Raw genomic sequence first — 18,935 nt, 5'->3', positions numbered from 1 at the left:
GACTATGTATATAATCAGATTATTGTCTGTAGTTAAGTGGATGGGAAGAGAAAAGATTCTAGATAATGTAGATCTAGCTATAGAAGCTGGAGAACTAGTTGTTGTTAGGGGTAGGAGTGGTGTAGGTAAAACAACTTTAGCTAAAATCCTATCTCTCCTCATTAAACCTGATGAAGGTTCTCTAGAGTTTATAGATAGAGATGTAACAAGTATCAATGAGGGTGAGAGAGCTTTTCTGAGACTTAAATACATAGGCTACATAGATCAAATGTTCAAGTTAATACCATCGATAAGTGTTGCAGATAATGTTGAGTTACCACTCAAGCTCCTAGGAATACCGAGAAACGAAAGAAGAAGAAAGGTTAGCGATATTCTAGCATACCTTGGTTTAGAGGATAAGATGTACAGATATCCAGATGAATTGAGTGGTGGTGAAAGACAGAGAGTAGCTATAGCTAGAGCACTTGCTAAAGACCCTATACTAGTTGTAGGTGATGAACCTATTTCGAATCTAGATGACAATACAGCACAAACAGTTATGAAGCTCTTTCGAAGATATGTAGATGAAAAAGGTACAGCAATCATTGTAACAACTACAGATCTACACCAAAACTATAACTCTGATAAAGATCTGCTTCTAGTAAACAGTAAACTACACACATTTCAACGATTCTGATAAATTTGTATGATACTTAATAAACGGGTTCTGGAAGAAAGACAGAAATAATATAGTGTATAAATATTATCTACTGGGTCTTCCCATAGCGAGTAGGTACACCTGTAATCAGTATCACTATATCATAATTTCTTTATCTGCTTCTTTAGTAACTCTTTCGGTTACCGTTAACGGTTAATACAATATTTTTGTTCTGCTTTTTGCCTTGATCCTACAGTATATGTTATGAATTATACTAGAGGTCTGCTATCTAAGTTAAGCTATGCTTTAGGTATAGCCATAAGACATATGAGATAAGTATGTATACTATATTTACACATTCTATTAAGTACTAAGTTCATAATCTAGTATATCTACATAGGATGTTACCCTTATTTGTAGGATGTATAAATTACATAAGAGTATGTGTCAGTGAACATAATTCTAGATACTTAGTTATGAGTAATTCAGTAGATAGTTCTACACATTCTGTGAGTCCTACTTAAATACTTTACTACAACTTTTACTTCATGAACAGGTGAAATTTATGCACAGAAGATCTATACTCTTGTATGTAGTTATAATAGTCATAGCTATTGCTATAGTAGTTACCCTAAGCTATGCTTATGCTCAATACAATATAGGAAATATACCAAACGCTATCAATGATAAATCTAGATGGTTCTATGGATTTAGATTGAGTAGAGAAATACTGAGGCATTATATTGTAGAGGTTAGTGATGAGTATAGAACTAGAATCGAAAACATACTTAGATCTGATCCTAATGCCTCTACTCTACTTGAAAACGGATATAGTATAGCTGTAATTAAACCTATTGTGAGGTTCGTTGTTCAAGGAGATGGTTCTATCGTCATGAGAGCAGATAAAGCTGTTGTTATACTAGCTAAAAATGGTGAAAATAAGGCTAAAGTTTACGTAGATGTAATTAATGGATTTGTTATAGAGATTGTTAAGTGTGAAAGAATCTTGAAAAACAGAATGACAATCAGTAGTAGATGCAGTAGCACGTGGGTTGAAGCTCTAGATGATAATAGTGTTATAAGATAGTTTAACTAAACAATTTTTATATGCACTTGAATATATATTCTGTGGTTATGCTGTGAAGCTTATGGATAGAACGACCATAGTAATGATCTCTGTAGCCTCTGTATTGATAGTTCTATCTATACCATTAGTAATATACTTGACCTATCCTATAGATCAGCAAGAACCTGTTGAGCAAATAGTTGAAGATGCGTTTCAGTATCTATCTATCCCTAGACCGCCTCCAAGGTTTGTCCACGGGGTTTATGGATATACAGCTCTTAGAGGTTCTAGAAATATTATTAGGGGATTTTTTATGTGGAGAGATTCTAGAGTAGGTGTTTTCGTGGTTGATGGTGATCTTGTATCCACTGTCTTTATGTCTAGATATAGGTCTTTAGCTGAAGAGAAGTGTATTGATGGAGAGGAACTCGCCAGATATATGAATGGCACAAAGGTTGTTGCCATAGGCTATCTATTTAGGACACCTAGAGGATTGACGTTTATACCCATAGAGGTTCATATGAATGGTATGAGATTTGTGTATACACCTCGTTGAGGTGATTGTTACTGCTCTATAGTTTAGTGCTAATTTGTTTAGAGTTGATGGGTTTTACAGCTTTCCTCTATACAGCTCTAAGGTTTCTACAGATCTATAGAGAGATTGGTGGAGATGAACTTGCACTAGCCTTCCTATCTTTCATGTTTCTCTCGCTTAGTCAATTATGTGTGCTTCTCTCTATACTCTCTAGCGATATAAGGATAGCTACAGCTCTGTATGTAGCAACAGCTACTACAGCTATTGCGAGTTTCACTATAATGATTGTCCAGAGACATATAGAGAATAAAATGTACATTATGGTACCAACAATTTTATTGATACTGGTTCCCGATATTGTAGCAGGTTTACTTTCATCTTATGTAGCTATAGAAGCTAAAAGATCTATTAGATTGTTTCTTTTAATGCTTTCTCTATCATACTATTTAAGAGCATTAGCCGTAGTAGCTAGTGTTGAGTTTACACCCATACTTCTACTAATCTCTGAATCTGTAAGAAGTACATCAGCTGTTGCTCTAGCTGTACACAATAGTCTAAAGGTATCAAGGCTATGGGCAGAAAGCGAAGTAGGATTGAGATAGTGTTCAAAGTTCTCGAGATTCTTATTCAAGGTGAAACAAATCCAACTAAACTAGCAACTCTCGTCAACATGCCCTACGACAGACTTGTAAAGCTTTTGAGGGAACTAGAAGAGAGAAAAATTATAGAGATGAACAGTAGTAGAAAAACTAGGTTCATACGTATAACAGACAAAGGTATAAGGCTTTATGAAGAGCTGAAGAAAGTCCTAGATCTTCTAGATGACTATGGACTGATATAGATTAATGAACATAAACCAGGTATTTAGAGATATACAAGTAAAGTTTATTAAGTGGTCCCAACTATCTTGTATATTTCTTAGGTGTTGAATATTGTGGAGCTAGATATCTCAATAGCTTTAGGATACATAGTATCTCTAGCGGTACTCATTCTAGGTATAGCATATAGTGTATACAAAGAGTTGAGGGGTGAATAGACTCATTGTAGCATTCAGCTCTACAATCAATATCGATACAGCCATAATATTCACAGTCATGTGTTTAACTATAGCCATAGGGTTCATAGGCTATAGAGCTAGCAAGACACTCACAGGATTCATCTTTGCCAACAAGACCCTAGGTCCATGGCTACTAGCATTCTCCATAATGGCTACATACTTTAGCGCTGCATCATTTCTGGGTGGAGGAGGAGCTACCTATCTATATAATCTAGGGTTTGGAGCATGGCTAACAGCATGGCATGTTATAGGTGTTGTAATTCTATGGATAGCTGTAGCAGGTAAGCTATTCGACTACGTCTCCAAGAACAAGGTTATGAGTGTACCGGAACTAATAGGACATAGATATAGAAGTGTCTTAGCCAGAGCTATAGCAGCTACAATAATTATATCTCTCTTTACACTATATCTTGTAAGTGTTTACAAAGGTGGTGCAGTAATACTTTCGACACAGCTAGGAATAGACTTCAAATACGCTCTACTATTGCTGGCTCTACCTGTCATAATATATATCGTTATCGGTGGACTGAAGGCTGCAGCTATAAACAATCTGTTCCTCGGATCGCTAATGATTATAGCCGCTATACTAACATTTAGCTACATAATGAGCCACGTAGGAGGGCCAATAAATGGGATTCAACAGCTTTCTCAAACAATTATTGCAGGTAAACCTGGATCGCTATGGTTAAAGCTCGACGGCATGGGGCCGCCACCAGCTATAGAGAAAAACGCTGTTCCGATACTAATAATGAGTATAGCTTTCTCAATAGGTATGGCTCAAATAGCTTTACCAAACCTATTGATACAGTTCTATGCTGCTAGAGATGTTAAAGCTATATCTCGAGGAAGACTCATAGGACCTCTACTTGTAGCTACTTATGCATCTCTTATGTTCTCGCTAGGAGCCTTCTGCCACCTTATACTAGATAAACATCTCTCAGCTCAGGAAGTTGTTCAGCTCATGAAGGATACTGATTGGGTTATACCTAAAACGATATCGCTAATAGCTCCCATAGGTGTAAGAGGCTTGATTCTAGCAGCACCTGTTGCAGCATCAATGTCAACTATAGCTCTAACTGTTCTAACACTCTCTAATACACTCGTGAGAGATATTGTTCAGATAGCTAAGAGTGTGAAAGATGAGGAAAAACTACTCCGTATAGCAAAATTATCTGCAATAGCTTTCTCATTAATACCTATAGCACTTGCATTAATTGAAAACAGACTTATAATCGATATAGTTAGTGCCGCTTTTGGAACAATATTTGCATGCTTCATAGGTCCTGTAACAATAGGTCTATACTGGAGAAAAGCTACAAAAGAAGGCGCCATAACGTCTATGGTTATAGGGGCTTTAACAGGAATTCTATGGTACATATATCTGTACAGAGTTCTATGGATACATTCAACACTACCTGCTACAGCATTAGCACTAATGGTATTCATTATCTTAAGCTTACTGAAACGAGGCAACCAGAATTAGGTATTTCTAACAAATTGATTTTATTTTTAAATACAGAATTATCGTTTAAATAAACCTCTACATCATAGTTTCGTTAAATTGTGTAGGGTCTGTAACCAGGTATGCCGGTTAGTATGGATTTGAATTGTTGTGAATGAAGAATATTTTTGAATCTATCTATATAACTATTGCTTCGACTCTTTAATGCATAACATTCGTATAATTCCCATGTAACATGCATATACTTTAACCCATGTCTATCAGCTACATATCTAAGAGTTAAACCTACATCAGCTTCTCCTCTCTTTATAAGTTCAGCAACATCATCATGTGTATAAAGCTCTTTCCCAATACCTCTCACATTTGCTGAATCTAGTGAAAATCTATTCATATAATCTTTTAGAAGACTCTCTAGAAGTAATCTAGTTCCAGAGCCTCTATTTCTGCTAGCTACAACTAGTTCACCGGTAACAATTCCGTGGAGGATATTTTCAATAGACTTAAACTTCAGACCATCTCTGTAAATGAAAACTATCTCACGTTGATATCCTCCTATGCGTTCAACTCTATCTGTTAACCAAAATCTATCCAGATATGGAGTATTATACATTTTTGATTCAGGGTCATAGAGATGAATACACACTACATCTGCAAGCTCAAGACTTAACATAGCTAGAGATAATCCAGAACCCAGACACATACTACTAACTTCTACACCATCTCTAGATAGAGCAGAAAATACCACAGACAGAGCTGGATCGTGGCTATGAGCTACAACTAAACCTTTTTCTCCCGATATCGTCTGGCTATAACTAGATAGACCTGTCTCAATGAGTTTTGTCAATGCTATTTCATAGAGCGAAATCAGCTTCTCACCAAATTCTGTCAGTACTACTCCACCACCACCTCTACCACCTCTTTTAGCCTCAACAACCTTCTTACCTGTTATACGCTCGATTCTAGCTATAATATCGTATATCTTAGAGTAGGGAACACCTAAAGCTCTAGAAGCACTAAGCATTGATCCTCTCTCTTTCAGCATCTTGAATATTGACGCTATCCGTCTATCGAGAACTTTATGACCTTTATACTCTATAACTACATCAAATCTTATAACAATATCATCGTAATCCATTGAGACCACAGATCCCAGATACTGCTAAGGTTTTTATATCGTTATCGGTTTTACAGATAGCGATATAGTTAATACCTTATCACCAGAATTACAACATTTATAGGCAGAGATGATGAAACTATGGATAAAGATAATAATTACTATAATATCAATTTCTCTACTGATTATAGGTACACACTATCTTGTTGACAGAAGTAACTCAAAAATCATAATAAGAATAGCAGCAACAACATCGCTGTATACCACAGGACTGCTTGAGTATACAGCAAATACATTCAGAAAACTATATCCAGATACAGAGATTGTTTTTGTAGCTGTAGGTAGTGGTGCTGCACTAGAATATGCAAAAAGAGGTGATGTATGTATGGTTATAGTTCATGCTCCTGAGCTAGAAGCTGAATACCTAAAACTAGGGGTAATCGATAGACATAAACCGTTTGTATACAATTTCTTCGTAATTATTGGTCCTAGTAGTGATCCAGCAAATGTCTCGAGATCCAAGAGTTTTGTTGACGCTTTTCAAAGAATATACATAGCGACACAAAAAGGTTTAACCAAATTCGTTAGTAGAGCCGATAGATCTGGAACATGTATGAGAGAGAGGTATCTATGGAGAATATCTAATGTTTCTCGACTAGAGGGTGAATGGTATATAGAGTGTGGCTGTGGAGCTGATCAAGCACTTCTTTTAGCTGATGAGTTAGAAGCATATACATTTGCTGATGTTGGTACCTATGAAATTTTAAAGAGAAAGAATAGACTTAGTAATATCGTTATTCTATATACCAATACTTCTGATTACGCATCACTAAATATCTACAGCACATATATAGCTACAAATTGTAGAGGTATTGAAAAGAGATATGCAGAACTATTTCAAGAATTCTTATACATTAATCAAAATATTGTAGAGGAATTCTGTACATTATTTGGCACAAAAATATTTACACCTGTTAAAGATCAAGAAGATATGGTTTTAAATATATGGAGAACTCAAGCCTTGGGGAAAACAGATGATCAATGATTTTATGGGTACTGTATTTAGATCTATCTACATAGCTGGTACGGCCACACTTTTATCATGCCTATGGAGCATACCGCTAGCATACATAATTACTTTCAGATTTAGGAATAGATATATAGTTGAAGCTTTAACAGAAGCTTTTGTAGGTATACCCACAGTAGTCTTAGGTCTCTTGCTGTACATGCTCTTCAGTTCTTCAGGTCCTCTAGGATCTTTAAAGCTCCTCTATACACCAACTGCTATAATAATCGGTGAATCAATACTAATCACACCACTTATAGTTTCAACTATCTATAGATCTTTGAAAGATACAGCCGCATTATATAGTGAGCTAGCTTTATCTCTTGGAGCAAATAAATACCAGAAGACAGTGTTTGTATTAAATCAATCTATATCCAGCATTATAGCTTCATGTATAATGGGTTTCTCTAGAGCTATTGGCGAATTAGGTATAGCTATGATGATTGGCGGAAATATAAAGGGTTACACACGCGTAATGACTACAGCTATAGCTTTAGAAATTGCTAAAGGAGAATTTGAAGAAGCTATAGCTCTAAGTTTAATACTTCTTCTGCTAACTGTATCGATATCTATAGCTGTTAAACTTCTGACTAGGGTTCGTGTAGCATGGATATAGAGCTAAACAATGTGTACTATAGGTACGATAAAGAATGGGTCTTAGAAAATATATCAGTAGTTTTCAGAACTAATGAAGTAGTACATATAGTGGGATCTAATGGAAGTGGCAAAACAACGCTCATGAAAATAGCATCCCTTATATATAGACCTACAAAGGGCTACGTGATTACAGATGGAAAAGATTTCTGGAAACTAGATGAAAAAACTAGAACTATGATTCGTAGACATGTTGTCTATGTTCATGAGAAACCCATACTCATTAGGGGAAGCGTCATCGATAACATTGTCTTTGGATTAACGTTAAGAGGGATCAATAAATATAAGGCCATGGATATAGCTAAAGATATTCTCGATAGATTAGGAATAGCTGATCTATCTGAGCGTCCTGTACATAAACTTTCTATAGGTTTAGCACAACTTGTAGCAATAGTACGTGCTCTCGTAGTACAACCACAGGTACTGTTTCTTGATGAATCTTTTGCAAATCTTGATGAAGAGAAAAAAAGGAAGGTCATTGAAATACTATTAGATCTTCGTGAAGAAGGAGTAGGTATAGTGATAGCATCTCACATAGAGAACATACCGGATATAGATATAGATAAAAGAATATTTCTTAAGAACGGTAAACTAGTGTCTAGCTGATTAGCTAGAGGTATGTAGTTACATCAAACAGATATAGGAAATTAATCACTTTAGCCCATGATTTAACTTTGCATCAATTTAACTTATGATGATTACATAATTCACAACATATATACGTTTTGATAAAGCTACATCTTGAAGAAAATTACTCTAGATCTAGGTACTTATAGAATAATTTAGAGAAACAAGCTATATTGATGAAGAGATTAAGCTTATGATATCGTATACATGCGTAGCTATATCTTCATAGCTATAGATTGCCTCGCTCAGTAGCGTAAGAGCTTTCGGATCTTTCTCTATTAAATCTTTTCTGAAATTGTGTAGCCCTGACCTAATCTTTTCACATGTATAGAGAGATTCGAGTAGCTCTGGAAGTGGCACCACTTTCTCTATCTTATTCACAATATTCCTGTATATCTCATCTAGTTCATCGACATACATCTTCAACTTCTCTGCGTTATTTATATCAATCTCTATATCATTCAGTATAACTTCCTGAACTATTTTCGCCACTTTTTTGGCATCATCACCTATTTCTTCTATAGCTTTTACAACCATTCTCAGATCCACAAGCTTTAACAACTCTTTAGGTTCAACAATACCTGATACAACCTTCTTCCTTATCACTCGCGTTATATAGAAGTAGAGTCTGTTTAGATCCTGATCTCTTGCTTCAACTGAGTACGCTTTTTCAGCATCTCTCTCAATGAGAGCTACTATAGAGTCTAGATACATTGATCTCGATATTCTATACATGTTTTTAATAAGTGTATGTATTTCGGTATCACTTGAAGATAAAACCTGGAGAACTATACTGGAACTGTCTTCATCAACTATTTCGAATCCAAGAAGTATGTTTTTAGCTCTATTCACAGCATCTCTTATAGCTGAAGCTATTGCGCTTCCCTTAAACCTAAGTGATATAATATCGTATCCTCTGAGGTATAGCGTGATTAAGAGTGAGAATAATGTTTCTCTATCTTGAACCTCTACCTCTATCTTCGACAACTCTTCTTGAACTTCTTCCTGTATCTCGATAGGTTTTATCCTTAGTGTACCATCATCCTCTATCACTACTTCTACATGTGATCCTTTGCCTAAGCCGAACCTCTTAAGCCATTCTTTAGGTAGAGCTATATAGTATGAGCCTCCTATTGCCTGAAGTCTATACACCTTCCGCATACCGAGACAACCATATATTGTCAGGAGATAAACAGTTTAAATAGTTTAAATATATCCTCATAACACTAGTTTAAAAGGCGTACAGCATAAAAACCAAATTAGGATAGATAGTTGAGGAGGTAATAGAGAGTTCATGTCTATAGAGAAGAAAATTAGGAGACCTACGAGAATGCTGTCCGGAATAACAGTTGTAGCTGTTATGTCTAAGCCTTACCCATGTCCTCATGGAAAATGTGCCTACTGTCCAGGAGGACCTGATCAAGGTACTCCTCAAAGTTACGTAGGCAACGAACCTGCACTCATGAGGGGTTTACAGACAGATTTTGATCCCTATCTACAGATGTGGTTGAGGTTGAGACAGTATGAAGTGATAGGCCATATACCTAGTAAAGTTGAGGTTATAGTTATGGGTGGAACATTTACGGCTATGCCGCTATATTATCAAGAATGGTTTATAACCAACATATACGAAGCTGCTAATAGATATCCTAGTCCTAGGCCAGAGGTATTTCCATCTCTCGAAGATGCTCAGCTTAGAAATGAGAAAGCATATATAAGGATTGTTGGCCTTACACTTGAAACAAGACCTGATTGGTGTAGAGAGAAACATGTAGATCAAATGCTTAGACTAGGTACAACAAAAGTCGAGATAGGTGTTCAAAGTACATACGATGACGTTCTTAAGCGTATAGACAGAGGTCATAGCGTTAGAGATACTATTGAAGCTACACGAATATTGAAGGATTCTGGATATAAAGTTGTCTACCATATTATGCTCGGTCTTCCCGGATCTGATCTAGATAGAGATATACAGATGATTAGAGAGATATTTGAGAATCCCGACTTTAGACCGGATATGCTTAAGATATATCCAACACTTGTTATTGAAGGAACAAAACTCTACGATATGTGGAGAAGGGGTGAATATAGAGCTCTTTCAGATGAAGAAGCTGTTGATCTGATATCCGAGTTCTATAGGTATATACCTAAATGGGTGAGGATTATGAGGATACAGAGAGACATACCAGCACAACTTATTGTTGCTGGACCTAAGAAAGCTAATCTTCGTGAACTCGTTGAAAAGAGAGCTCTTGAGAAAGGAATAGAAATCAATGAGATTAGATTTAGAGAAGTAGGTAGACAAGAATTCTATAGGGGTATTAAACCTGTTAATATCGAGATATTGAAGGAAGTATATGAAGCTAGTAAAGGAATAGAGGTATTCTTATCCGCAGAAGATAGTGCTAGAGGCGTACTCGTGGGGTTGCTTAGGCTTAGGATACCGTCTATGTATGTCCATAGAGTTGAAGTAGATAGTAGAACCGCTATAGTTAGAGAACTACATGTATATGGACCTCAAATACCTATAGGTTCTAGAGCTGAAAATTCTTGGCAACATAAGGGATGGGGATCAAGACTTCTTGCAGTAGCTGAGGAAATAGCTAGATATGAATTCAATTGCACGAAGATACTCATTCTATCAGGTGTAGGTGCAAGAGAATACTATAGGAGATTGGGTTACACTAGACCATATAATTCTCCATATATGGTAAAACAGTTAAACTAGGTACTGCTATAGCTTGTATCTAGCTGAAATCGATATATCTATCGAAATACATCCATAAGTCTTGAGAAGCCTAACCATAATTCTTAACGACTCTTGCTACAATAAAGATGTTATCGCTTTTGTTCCTAAGATAACCTGTATATCCATAGCTTAGAACCTTAAGCCTATACTTTCTGCATAACTTGAGAAGCTCATCAAGTGTATACAGATAGTAGTACCTATACAGAGTTCTCTTCTTCTTTCTCCACGAAATTCTGTATTCTCTTATACTTTTAACTAATCCAAAGAGTTTTAAAATAATATTCATAAGTGTTGGTATAGTAAATCTCAGTTGTCTCCAAGACCAAGAGGTGATAATGACTAAAGCCCCATTGACTGAAATACGGACTACCTCGGCAAAAACTCTATCTATAAACTTACTAGGTACATGGTGAATAGAAGCTATAGCTAAAACAACATCAACAGAGTTATCTTTTATCGGTATGAAAAGCATATCACCGGCTATAGAGTCTCCTACAACATCTCTATTCAATAGACTTCTCCTGCTCAGAAAATCCATAGTGTAAGATACATCGATACATAAAAGATATTTTCCTCCAAAAGAATATACATAGATTCCATTGATGCATGATCCTGCCCCTAGATCGACTATTATTCCCCCTCTGCTTTTACCAAGTACAGCTATAGGCCATGGCTTTACTCTCCAAGAACTAAATCCTTCAGCTATCTCCTCATATACTTCGAAGACATCTACAATCTTACTTAAATCTTTATCTATAACCATATATTCACCATTTATTACATATTTCAATGGTATAGTTATCCATATATCACACGGTCTAAGGTTTATACATAGATATGCTACAATATGTGAACCGGTATAGAGTACATAATCGCATAGTTTTATTACACTAAACGAAGTATAATACTTTCTATCTCTAATCACGAAACTCTATGAATTCTATACAATTACTCTTCTTCATCTTCTCTATACTGATCTATCTCCTTTCTTATAGAATCTTGTAGTTCCTTAATTTTTTTAGCTTGTTCTAGAGCTTTTTCAATCCACTCTTTACTAGCTTCAATACCTTTTCTAGCAAAATATGCTATAGCCTCACTTCTACTCTTAAATATACCTGCATCTACTAACTTATCTATAATCTCTAGATCTTGTTCCTTAATTCTTACCGAAATTACTTGAGTAACCTTTTTACCTACATCTTCAAGAGCTTTCTCGATATTATCAACAAGCTCTTCAACACTATCTAAAATCCTGTCAACTGTTAAATCAACAGCACCAGCAATTCCATGAAAAACATGTTTAAACGGTTTAAAGGTATACCACACATGTATATGTCTTCTACCTCTTGATTCTCTAATTCTTTCTCCTAATTCTTCAATTCTATTTATAATATCTCTAACGCTATCTCTTATGTGTAGAGCAAAGTCTTTTAACTCTTCTTCACCTACATTGATTTCCTTAATATTCTCTACAACATGATCTAAGGCTTTTCTAAGTATTTTAAGAGAATCAAGAACACCATCTCTCCACGCTCTATAGGCTCTATATACATCTCCTTTCTCCATATATTCATCAATTCTCTTAGATAGAGACTCTATCTCTCTCTTAATTCTATCTATGGTTTCATCAAATTCTTTCTTAAGTTTGTCACTCATACTACACACTTACAAAAATACTGAGTTACAGAGTTTAAAAGTAATCAAGAACCAAACTATATAGAGTGAGTTAATGAAGAAACGAGTATCAATGAATCTATAACTCCTTTCTATACCTCTATTAACTCGAAATCAGAGAAATACTCTCTCCCAAAGTTATCTACAAGTCCTAGTAACCATAATCTACACTTCTCAACATTATGCAGAACCATTGTGGATGGTACGTAGTGTAAGAATATCTGATTAGAGTTCTTATCGTAACCTAGAAGCGCTACCCATTTTATTCTACTCACATAACCATTTAGTGTAAGTGTTCCAACCATTTTCAGTAAAAAGTAGTAGTGTTCTTTATCAACACAATCATCTATATAGATCCTAAAGCCATCGAATTCATCATAACTATCTCTCGCTATAAGTATCAGTTCGTCTCTAGCAACAACTACAGGATTATGCATTATAATGAAATCGTGATAAGCTCTAGCAATTCTTTCTGGGAAAATCTTTAATAGAAATTCTTTTAGATTTTCTGGAGATGTGTATCTATAGGTATACATGTTTAGAATTTCTGGAAAATAGGTTAGTGCTTTATCAATACATCGTTTAGTGTTTCTCTCTAATCTTGTTGTTAACACCTTCCTACCTTTTTGAACCCTCTTTACAATTTCTTCAGCTACAGAATAGTTTTCATCTAGAAGCTTTTTGTAACACTTTTCAATGTTTTCACAATAATTAATTATATTTTCAATTCGTCTAAACACTCTATCTAGATCTCTCTTATATAGTCTATATAGGTTATTTAGTAATTTAAAGAATGAGACAAAAAGTGTGTAGAACTCTTGTGGAAAGACGTAGTATTGTCTATGGCTATATCTGTAGCTATGTATGATGTTGTTTCTGAATTTCTCTATGAGGAGTCTATAGGGGTAGCCTAGAAAACATTCTATCCTAACTATATCTCTATACTTCTTCTTAGCTCCACTACTCGTTACTACAGATGATAGAAAAAATTCGTACGATCTTTCGTAAGCTTTCCCTAAACCTATGTGACAAAACATATCGATGCATATACCTCAGAGTTTGTTAGTCTATGGCTCTTTCTAGAACATAATCTCTCACAAATGTCACCCTGTAGATTCCTGGTTCAATCGCTAGCCAAGGATGTTGAGGATGCTTCAGTACCTCTACGCTATCTATTAACACATATCTAGTGTTGTTCCATCTGTATACCTTACACGAAAGTTCATGCTTATTTCCATTTTCAGATGAGATCTCAAGTCTATTGCTTTCTTTATCCATATACTCTAAGTGCGCATCATCTTCCTCTATGAGTATCAGATCCCCTTGTCTATAGATCCTGTGTTTACGCATATCTCACCCTAATACCTTAAAAGATTTATAACATGTTTATTTAAACTGTTTCTTTGCGTAAAACTTTAGCGCCATTTCTATTACTTCACGTCTATAGTGTTCTACATCTAGTGTTTCTACAAGCTGTTCTATTACCGCTATAACATCTTCTCTATTTGCTTTATTCCCCAATTCTCTATAGGCCAGAGAGAATAATGTTTCAGCTAGAGACCATGGATAGAATATCCATACCCATTTATCAAGCTTTACCGCATAGTAGTCAGGTATGACAATAGATGATGATTTAAGGTGGAGAACAGCTGTCTTAACCTCTAATGCACCTAATTTCTTAAGCTCTTCAACAGCCTTAACAAGAGTTTTACCTGTATCAGCAACTTCATCAACCAGAAGCACTTTGACTCCTTGAAGCTTTCTTTGAGGTAGCTGTTCAACTAAAGGAATTGTGTAGACTTCTTTAGCTATACCCCAGTGTTTAATTCTTATAGCGTAAAACTCTTCAACACCAAGTATATCGCTTAAAACTAATGCTGGAACTACACCACCTCTGAGTATAGCTACAATAGCATTAGGTTCATAGCCAGAGTTAGCTACATCTATAGCTATCTTGTAACACAGATCTATAACGTCTCTCCACGATACATACATTACTTCAACCATATGCATACCCAAACGATAGACAGATACAACAATTTTTAATCTAATCGACACTCAACTGCACACTATATACTACCGACGAATACAGTAATATACCCACTATATCAAGCATTATAGTAAATTTATTAGGTTGTCTAAATTGAGTAAGAGTAGGGTAGTATATACCCATGCAGAAGATATCAAGAAGCTCGCTGCAGATATAGTCGAGACTTTGAAAGACCATTTTTGGTATATAGACTTATCAAGAGTGTACTTTATTAGATCACGAAACTCAAGAACTAGAGCTATTGCGCGAATCCATGGGCTTCCGAGAATATGGGTTTATGTAATGAATATCAAGCCCATGTATATAGTAGAGGTTGTATCTGAAAATTTCGACTCGCTTAGTTTTAAAGAAAAGATCTATGTAATTGTTCACGAGCTCCTCCACATACCTAAGAGTTTTGGTGGCGGCCTTCGTCCACATAAGAGTTTTGTTTCCAATATTAAAGTGGAGAAGCTTGTGAAGATATATCTGGATAGAAAAACATCTACAGCAAGTAACTCTGGTGCTCTAGATCTAGATGAGTAATGTGTTGTCAAACAGTTTTAGCCTCACCTTACCATCTCCAGCAACAACTTTACCAAGAACGTATGCCTTAAATCCAAACTTCTCTGCAATTTTTAAGATCTCTTCCTGATTCTCGAGAGATGTTGTTATAATTATACCTATACCCATGTTGAAGACCCTATACATTTCCTCAATAGGTACATTACCTAACCTCATGATTACCTCAAATATCTTCGGAGGTTTCGGCATGTCTAGAACCATATCTGTTCCTCTTAGTATTCGTTTCACCTTTGTGTAAGCACCACCCGTTATGTGGGCAATACCGTGAGCCAAACCACGTGTAATTACCTCTAGAACTAGGTTTGAATATATTGCTGTAGGTTTCGAGAGTTCCTCACCTAGATCTATACCATCGACAACACCTCTATACTCACGATAACCGCTACTTTCTAGAACTCTTCTAACTAATGTGTAGCCATTTGCGTGAAGACCCCAACTCTCTACACCTATAACAATATCTCCTACCCTAGCTTCATTGACAAAGTTCTTCTTAATAGCTAATACTGTACAAACAACATCTACACCACTAACTAGATCTCTTAGAATAGCTGTTTCACCGCCAAGAACAGGTAGTTTAGCTATCCTTGCAGCTTCTACTAAACCCTCTATAACTTCCCTAAATATCTCGACATCGTCTCTAGGCATAGATACGTAGTCCACGAGCGCAATAGGTATACCACCATCGCATACAACATCATTTACATTCATAGCAACACAATCCCATCCAGCCACCTTCAGTTTACCGAGCTTCTCGAGCACAATGGTCTTTGTCCCCACACCATCAACGTGGAGCATCATCTTATAACTACCAATCTTTATGGCTGTACCATAACCTCCTAAACCGCTTATCTCTACACCAAGATCTTTAGCTAAACCCTCTAAAAGTTCTAACACATATTTATGCATAGATTTGTGTTTAGATAGATCTAGACCTGCTTTAGCATAACTCCAAGACATAGCGAAACCCTCAACACTACTAGAAGTGAATATAGAAACATAAAGATTTCTGAAAAAACACGATCCTTAGCTACGGCTACAATATTGTATCTTTGGCTGAAGATACTAAGGTTTATGTAGCAAAATATTGGTATCTTCACGCATAGTGGTATACCGTTGATGAAAAGACTAGCTGAATATCTAGGGTTTGTAGATTTTGGAAACATATGTGCTACATGTAAAGACAACTGTTGCAAAAAGTTTTACGCTATTCTACTTCCCGAAGAAGAGAAAACAATTGAACATTCATTCGATGTTTCTACACCTTTAGGGAGCGTAAAAGCCATAGGCTCTAGAAAAGATATACCATGTCCATATCTAAATGAAAGAGGGTTTTGCAAGATATACAGATTTCGACCATTTGATTGCAGAGTTTGGCCTGTAATAATGTACTATGATTTTGAAAGAAACGAAAAGGTGATATACCTAGATATGGATTGTCCAGCTGCTGCAGAAGACAGAATACCGAAAGAGGTTATAGATAAGATAGTGAATGTATTGAAGAACATCGATATAAATGTGGAGTGGCTAAAGAAGTACACGTTAGCTCCGTGGCCAAATAACTTGAAAGAGATAGCAAGATTCAAGTAGAATAGATTTAAGTGGTTAAGTGAGGTAGCAGCTTCACCATATCTATGGGATGAAGCATTAGAGCAGTTCACCTCTTTTTATAGCTAGTAGGGATTTGATCTTTATCGATCTAACCTTTTCTTCTCTTTCTATTTCATCGAATTTCATGGTTAGGTACCTAATGGTGTTGAGTATCCTTGGTATAAGTATTTTATCAAGCATAGTGACTTTTCTTCTAAGTTTGGCTATCTCTACCCCTATGAGATACATTGCTTTCTCGTATTCTGCTAACTCTATAACTGTTTTTAGAATTTCTTCTCTTTTAAGTTGAAGCTGCGAAAGTTCAACAGGTACGTATACACTACTTTCTGGAAACTTTTTAAGCTCCATCATCGACACAGTTATGCCTATAACATTTCTTGTACTTGCTAGAATTTCTATACCTTTAGCAACCGTAGATGTTACTGTATCTAGATAGTTTTTGCCGTATAACGATAAGGTGTTGAAGTATATAGGGTATAGATCTTTTAGCATCTGATTCAATTTTGTTCTAAGTTCAATAGATTTCTTTAACGCTATATAGAAGTCTTGAATAAGTAACGTCATTCTGTCTCTAAGTATTCTATGGAGTCTTCTAGCTAGAGCAAGTCTTCTTCTAAGTCTTATCAACTCTATTTTTGTTACCCTAGAGAGCCTGATAACCTCGCTCATACTTTAACCACTCTATGACTTGGATGATACTTCTCGAGGATCTCTGGTCTTATCTGTTTCAATTCTTCTTCTGGTAGTAAAGATAGTATCTCCCATCCTATGTCGAGAGTCTGCTCAAATATTCTTCTTTCGAACTCTCCTTGGTTAATGAATCTTCTTTCAAACATATCTGCAAACTCAAGGTACTTTCTATCTCTCTGAGATAGAGATTCTATACCAACTATCGTTGATAGCTCTCTAAGGTACTGTCCCTCAGCATAAGCTGCTATAAGTTGTGCAAAAATATCTCTATGATCTTCTCTAGTCTTTCCAGGGCCTATACCATCCTTCATTAATCTCGAAAGCGATAGAAATACATCTACAGGTGGGTATATACCTTTTCTCCACATATCTCTCGATAGAACTATCTGACCTTCAGTAATATATCCAGTTAGATCCGGTATAGGGTGAGTTATATCGTCGTCAGGCATAGTGAGGATAGGCATTATCGTCATGCTACCCTTTTTCCCTTGAGCTCTACCAGCTCTTTCATACATAGTGGCTAGATCTGTATACATATATCCTGGATAGCCTCTCCTTCCTGGAACTTCTTCTCTAGCTGCTGAAACTTCTCGAAGAGCTTCACAATAGTTAGTCATATCGGTTAATATTGTTAGTACATGCATATCGTATCTCCATGCAAGATTTTCAGCAGCTGTTAATGCTACTCTTGGGAGCGCAAGCTTCTCTACTGTTGATGCAGAAGCTGGAGCTATGAAAGCTATCGTTCTATCTAGAGCACCCATAGATCTAAGTTCTGTGAGAAAGTAGTACGCCTCCTCATATGCTACACCAACAGCTCCAAAAACAACAGCAAATCTCTCTTCTTCACCTCCTCTCACAGCTGCTTGTCTAACTATCTGCATTGCTATCCTATTGTGAGGTAAACCTGAACCACTAAATATGGGTAGTTTTTGTCCTCTTACAAGTGTGAGTAGCCCATCTATAACCGATACACCTGTCTCTATAGGTTCTGAAGGAGGTATCCTTAGAGCTGGATTAAGTGGCTCTCCATGTATATCTAGATAATCTTCAGGTACTATAGGTGGTCCACCATCTATTGGGTTTCCAAGACCATCGAAAATCCTACCCATCATATCTATTGATACTCCCAATCTCAGAACCTCTCCCTTAAATCTCACAATAGTTTTACCAGGAGATATACCTGCTGTAGATCCGAAGACTTGTACTACTGCTACATCTCTACTCACATCTATAACTTGACCAAGTCGTGTATCACCATCAACATCTATTTCAACAAGTTCTCCATACTTAATACCTTTAAGCGCTTTAACAAATAGTAATGATCCTCTTGTTCCAACAATTTCTCTACTCGATCTAGTTAGTAACAGACTCATATATTG

The 18,935-nt window shown here is 36.2% G+C and carries 22 protein-coding genes; 12 read left to right on the top strand and 10 right to left on the bottom strand.

Going from position 1 to position 18,935, the window contains the following annotated elements; genetic code table 11:
• Positions 1 to 4: 4 nt before the first annotated feature.
• The 6 genes from QXK50_00715 to QXK50_00690 all read left to right on the top strand — a co-directional run bounded on the left by QXK50_00715 (position 5) and on the right by QXK50_00690 (position 4,778).
• Positions 5 to 676 carry an ABC transporter ATP-binding protein gene (locus tag QXK50_00715; GenBank protein ID MEM2007684.1) on the top strand — a complete coding sequence of 224 codons (672 nt, stop codon included), beginning with the start codon at positions 5 to 7 and terminating at the stop codon, positions 674 to 676.
• Between the two features lie 526 nt (positions 677 to 1,202).
• Complete coding sequence (locus QXK50_00710) at positions 1,203 to 1,724, top strand: hypothetical protein (protein MEM2007683.1); 522 nt, start codon at positions 1,203 to 1,205, stop codon at positions 1,722 to 1,724.
• 61 nt (positions 1,725 to 1,785) lie between these two features.
• Positions 1,786 to 2,259, top strand: coding sequence for a hypothetical protein (locus tag QXK50_00705; protein ID MEM2007682.1), 474 nt, complete (start codon positions 1,786 to 1,788; stop codon positions 2,257 to 2,259).
• A gap of 47 nt (positions 2,260 to 2,306) precedes the next feature.
• Positions 2,307 to 2,840 (top strand): hypothetical protein, encoded by a 534-nt coding sequence (locus tag QXK50_00700; protein ID MEM2007681.1) that lies wholly within the window; start codon positions 2,307 to 2,309, stop codon positions 2,838 to 2,840.
• On the top strand, positions 2,810 to 3,079 hold the full coding sequence (locus tag QXK50_00695; GenBank protein ID MEM2007680.1) for a winged helix-turn-helix domain-containing protein: 270 nt from the start codon (positions 2,810 to 2,812) through the stop codon (positions 3,077 to 3,079). Before QXK50_00700 ends, QXK50_00695 begins: the two co-directional genes overlap by 31 nt.
• 187 nt (positions 3,080 to 3,266) lie before the next feature.
• Positions 3,267 to 4,778, top strand: a complete 1,512-nt coding sequence (locus QXK50_00690; protein MEM2007679.1) for a hypothetical protein — start codon at positions 3,267 to 3,269, stop codon at positions 4,776 to 4,778.
• A gap of 73 nt (positions 4,779 to 4,851) precedes the next feature.
• On the opposite strand, the gene QXK50_00685 is transcribed toward QXK50_00690, so the two are convergent.
• Positions 4,852 to 5,892, bottom strand: a complete 1,041-nt coding sequence (locus QXK50_00685) for a substrate-binding domain-containing protein (protein ID MEM2007678.1) — start codon at positions 5,890 to 5,892, stop codon at positions 4,852 to 4,854.
• A gap of 112 nt (positions 5,893 to 6,004) precedes the next feature.
• Here QXK50_00685 and QXK50_00680 point away from each other — a divergent pair, with 112 nt between their 5' ends.
• The 3 genes from QXK50_00680 to QXK50_00670 are packed head-to-tail and all read left to right on the top strand — an operon-like array spanning position 6,005 to position 8,197.
• Positions 6,005 to 6,916, top strand: coding sequence for a substrate-binding domain-containing protein (locus QXK50_00680; protein ID MEM2007677.1), 912 nt, complete (start codon positions 6,005 to 6,007; stop codon positions 6,914 to 6,916).
• Positions 6,906 to 7,553, top strand: a complete 648-nt coding sequence (locus QXK50_00675; GenBank protein MEM2007676.1) for an ABC transporter permease — start codon at positions 6,906 to 6,908, stop codon at positions 7,551 to 7,553. The genes QXK50_00680 and QXK50_00675 overlap by 11 nt, the downstream gene beginning before the upstream one ends.
• Positions 7,544 to 8,197, top strand: coding sequence for an ATP-binding cassette domain-containing protein (locus tag QXK50_00670; protein ID MEM2007675.1), 654 nt, complete (start codon positions 7,544 to 7,546; stop codon positions 8,195 to 8,197). The genes QXK50_00675 and QXK50_00670 overlap by 10 nt, the downstream gene beginning before the upstream one ends.
• Before the next feature lie 189 nt (positions 8,198 to 8,386).
• Here the strand turns inward: QXK50_00670 and QXK50_00665 are convergent, their stop codons facing one another.
• Complete coding sequence (locus QXK50_00665) at positions 8,387 to 9,379, bottom strand: phosphate uptake regulator PhoU (protein MEM2007674.1); 993 nt, start codon at positions 9,377 to 9,379, stop codon at positions 8,387 to 8,389.
• 133 nt (positions 9,380 to 9,512) lie between these two features.
• Between QXK50_00665 and QXK50_00660 the strand changes: the two genes are divergently transcribed.
• Entirely contained in the window at positions 9,513 to 10,946 is a 1,434-nt protein-coding gene (locus QXK50_00660; protein MEM2007673.1) for a tRNA uridine(34) 5-carboxymethylaminomethyl modification radical SAM/GNAT enzyme Elp3, read from the top strand.
• A 70-nt stretch (positions 10,947 to 11,016) separates the two neighbouring features.
• On the opposite strand, the gene QXK50_00655 is transcribed toward QXK50_00660, so the two are convergent.
• From QXK50_00655 to QXK50_00635, 5 genes are all read right to left on the bottom strand, one after another.
• Complete coding sequence (locus tag QXK50_00655; protein ID MEM2007672.1) at positions 11,017 to 11,730, bottom strand: class I SAM-dependent methyltransferase; 714 nt, start codon at positions 11,728 to 11,730, stop codon at positions 11,017 to 11,019.
• A gap of 185 nt (positions 11,731 to 11,915) precedes the next feature.
• Positions 11,916 to 12,623, bottom strand: a complete 708-nt coding sequence (locus tag QXK50_00650; GenBank protein MEM2007671.1) for a ribbon-helix-helix protein, CopG family — start codon at positions 12,621 to 12,623, stop codon at positions 11,916 to 11,918.
• 110 nt (positions 12,624 to 12,733) lie between these two features.
• Positions 12,734 to 13,678 carry a hypothetical protein gene (locus tag QXK50_00645; protein ID MEM2007670.1) on the bottom strand — a complete coding sequence of 315 codons (945 nt, stop codon included), beginning with the start codon at positions 13,676 to 13,678 and terminating at the stop codon, positions 12,734 to 12,736.
• A 25-nt stretch (positions 13,679 to 13,703) separates the two neighbouring features.
• On the bottom strand, positions 13,704 to 13,991 hold the full coding sequence (locus QXK50_00640) for a hypothetical protein (protein MEM2007669.1): 288 nt from the start codon (positions 13,989 to 13,991) through the stop codon (positions 13,704 to 13,706).
• Between the two features lie 36 nt (positions 13,992 to 14,027).
• Positions 14,028 to 14,699 carry a phosphoribosyltransferase gene (locus QXK50_00635; protein MEM2007668.1) on the bottom strand — a complete coding sequence of 224 codons (672 nt, stop codon included), beginning with the start codon at positions 14,697 to 14,699 and terminating at the stop codon, positions 14,028 to 14,030.
• A gap of 85 nt (positions 14,700 to 14,784) precedes the next feature.
• Here QXK50_00635 and QXK50_00630 point away from each other — a divergent pair, with 85 nt between their 5' ends.
• The gene (locus tag QXK50_00630; GenBank protein ID MEM2007667.1) at positions 14,785 to 15,216 is read left to right on the top strand and encodes a putative metallopeptidase; all 432 of its coding nucleotides are present in this window, start codon (positions 14,785 to 14,787) and stop codon (positions 15,214 to 15,216) included.
• On the opposite strand, the gene purM is transcribed toward QXK50_00630, so the two are convergent.
• The gene (purM, locus tag QXK50_00625) at positions 15,205 to 16,212 is read right to left on the bottom strand and encodes a phosphoribosylformylglycinamidine cyclo-ligase (protein ID MEM2007666.1); all 1,008 of its coding nucleotides are present in this window, start codon (positions 16,210 to 16,212) and stop codon (positions 15,205 to 15,207) included. The two genes, QXK50_00630 and purM, sit on opposite strands and share 12 nt — an antisense overlap.
• A 159-nt stretch (positions 16,213 to 16,371) precedes the next feature.
• Between purM and QXK50_00620 the strand changes: the two genes are divergently transcribed.
• Positions 16,372 to 16,842: a YkgJ family cysteine cluster protein gene (locus QXK50_00620; protein ID MEM2007665.1), complete on the top strand. Its 471-nt coding sequence runs from the start codon at positions 16,372 to 16,374 to the stop codon at positions 16,840 to 16,842.
• Between the two features lie 57 nt (positions 16,843 to 16,899).
• Here the strand turns inward: QXK50_00620 and QXK50_00615 are convergent, their stop codons facing one another.
• Positions 16,900 to 17,532 carry a V-type ATP synthase subunit D gene (locus QXK50_00615; protein ID MEM2007664.1) on the bottom strand — a complete coding sequence of 211 codons (633 nt, stop codon included), beginning with the start codon at positions 17,530 to 17,532 and terminating at the stop codon, positions 16,900 to 16,902.
• Positions 17,529 to 18,929 carry a V-type ATP synthase subunit B gene (locus QXK50_00610; protein ID MEM2007663.1) on the bottom strand — a complete coding sequence of 467 codons (1,401 nt, stop codon included), beginning with the start codon at positions 18,927 to 18,929 and terminating at the stop codon, positions 17,529 to 17,531. Before QXK50_00610 ends, QXK50_00615 begins: the two co-directional genes overlap by 4 nt.
• Positions 18,930 to 18,935: the final 6 nt, after the last annotated feature.

This window comes from Ignisphaera sp. (genome assembly GCA_038831005.1).
GTDB lineage: Archaea > Thermoproteota > Thermoprotei_A > Sulfolobales > Ignisphaeraceae > Ignisphaera.
The sequence above is the reverse complement of the archived record's forward strand: the minus strand, read 5'-3'. Positions and strand labels throughout refer to the sequence as shown.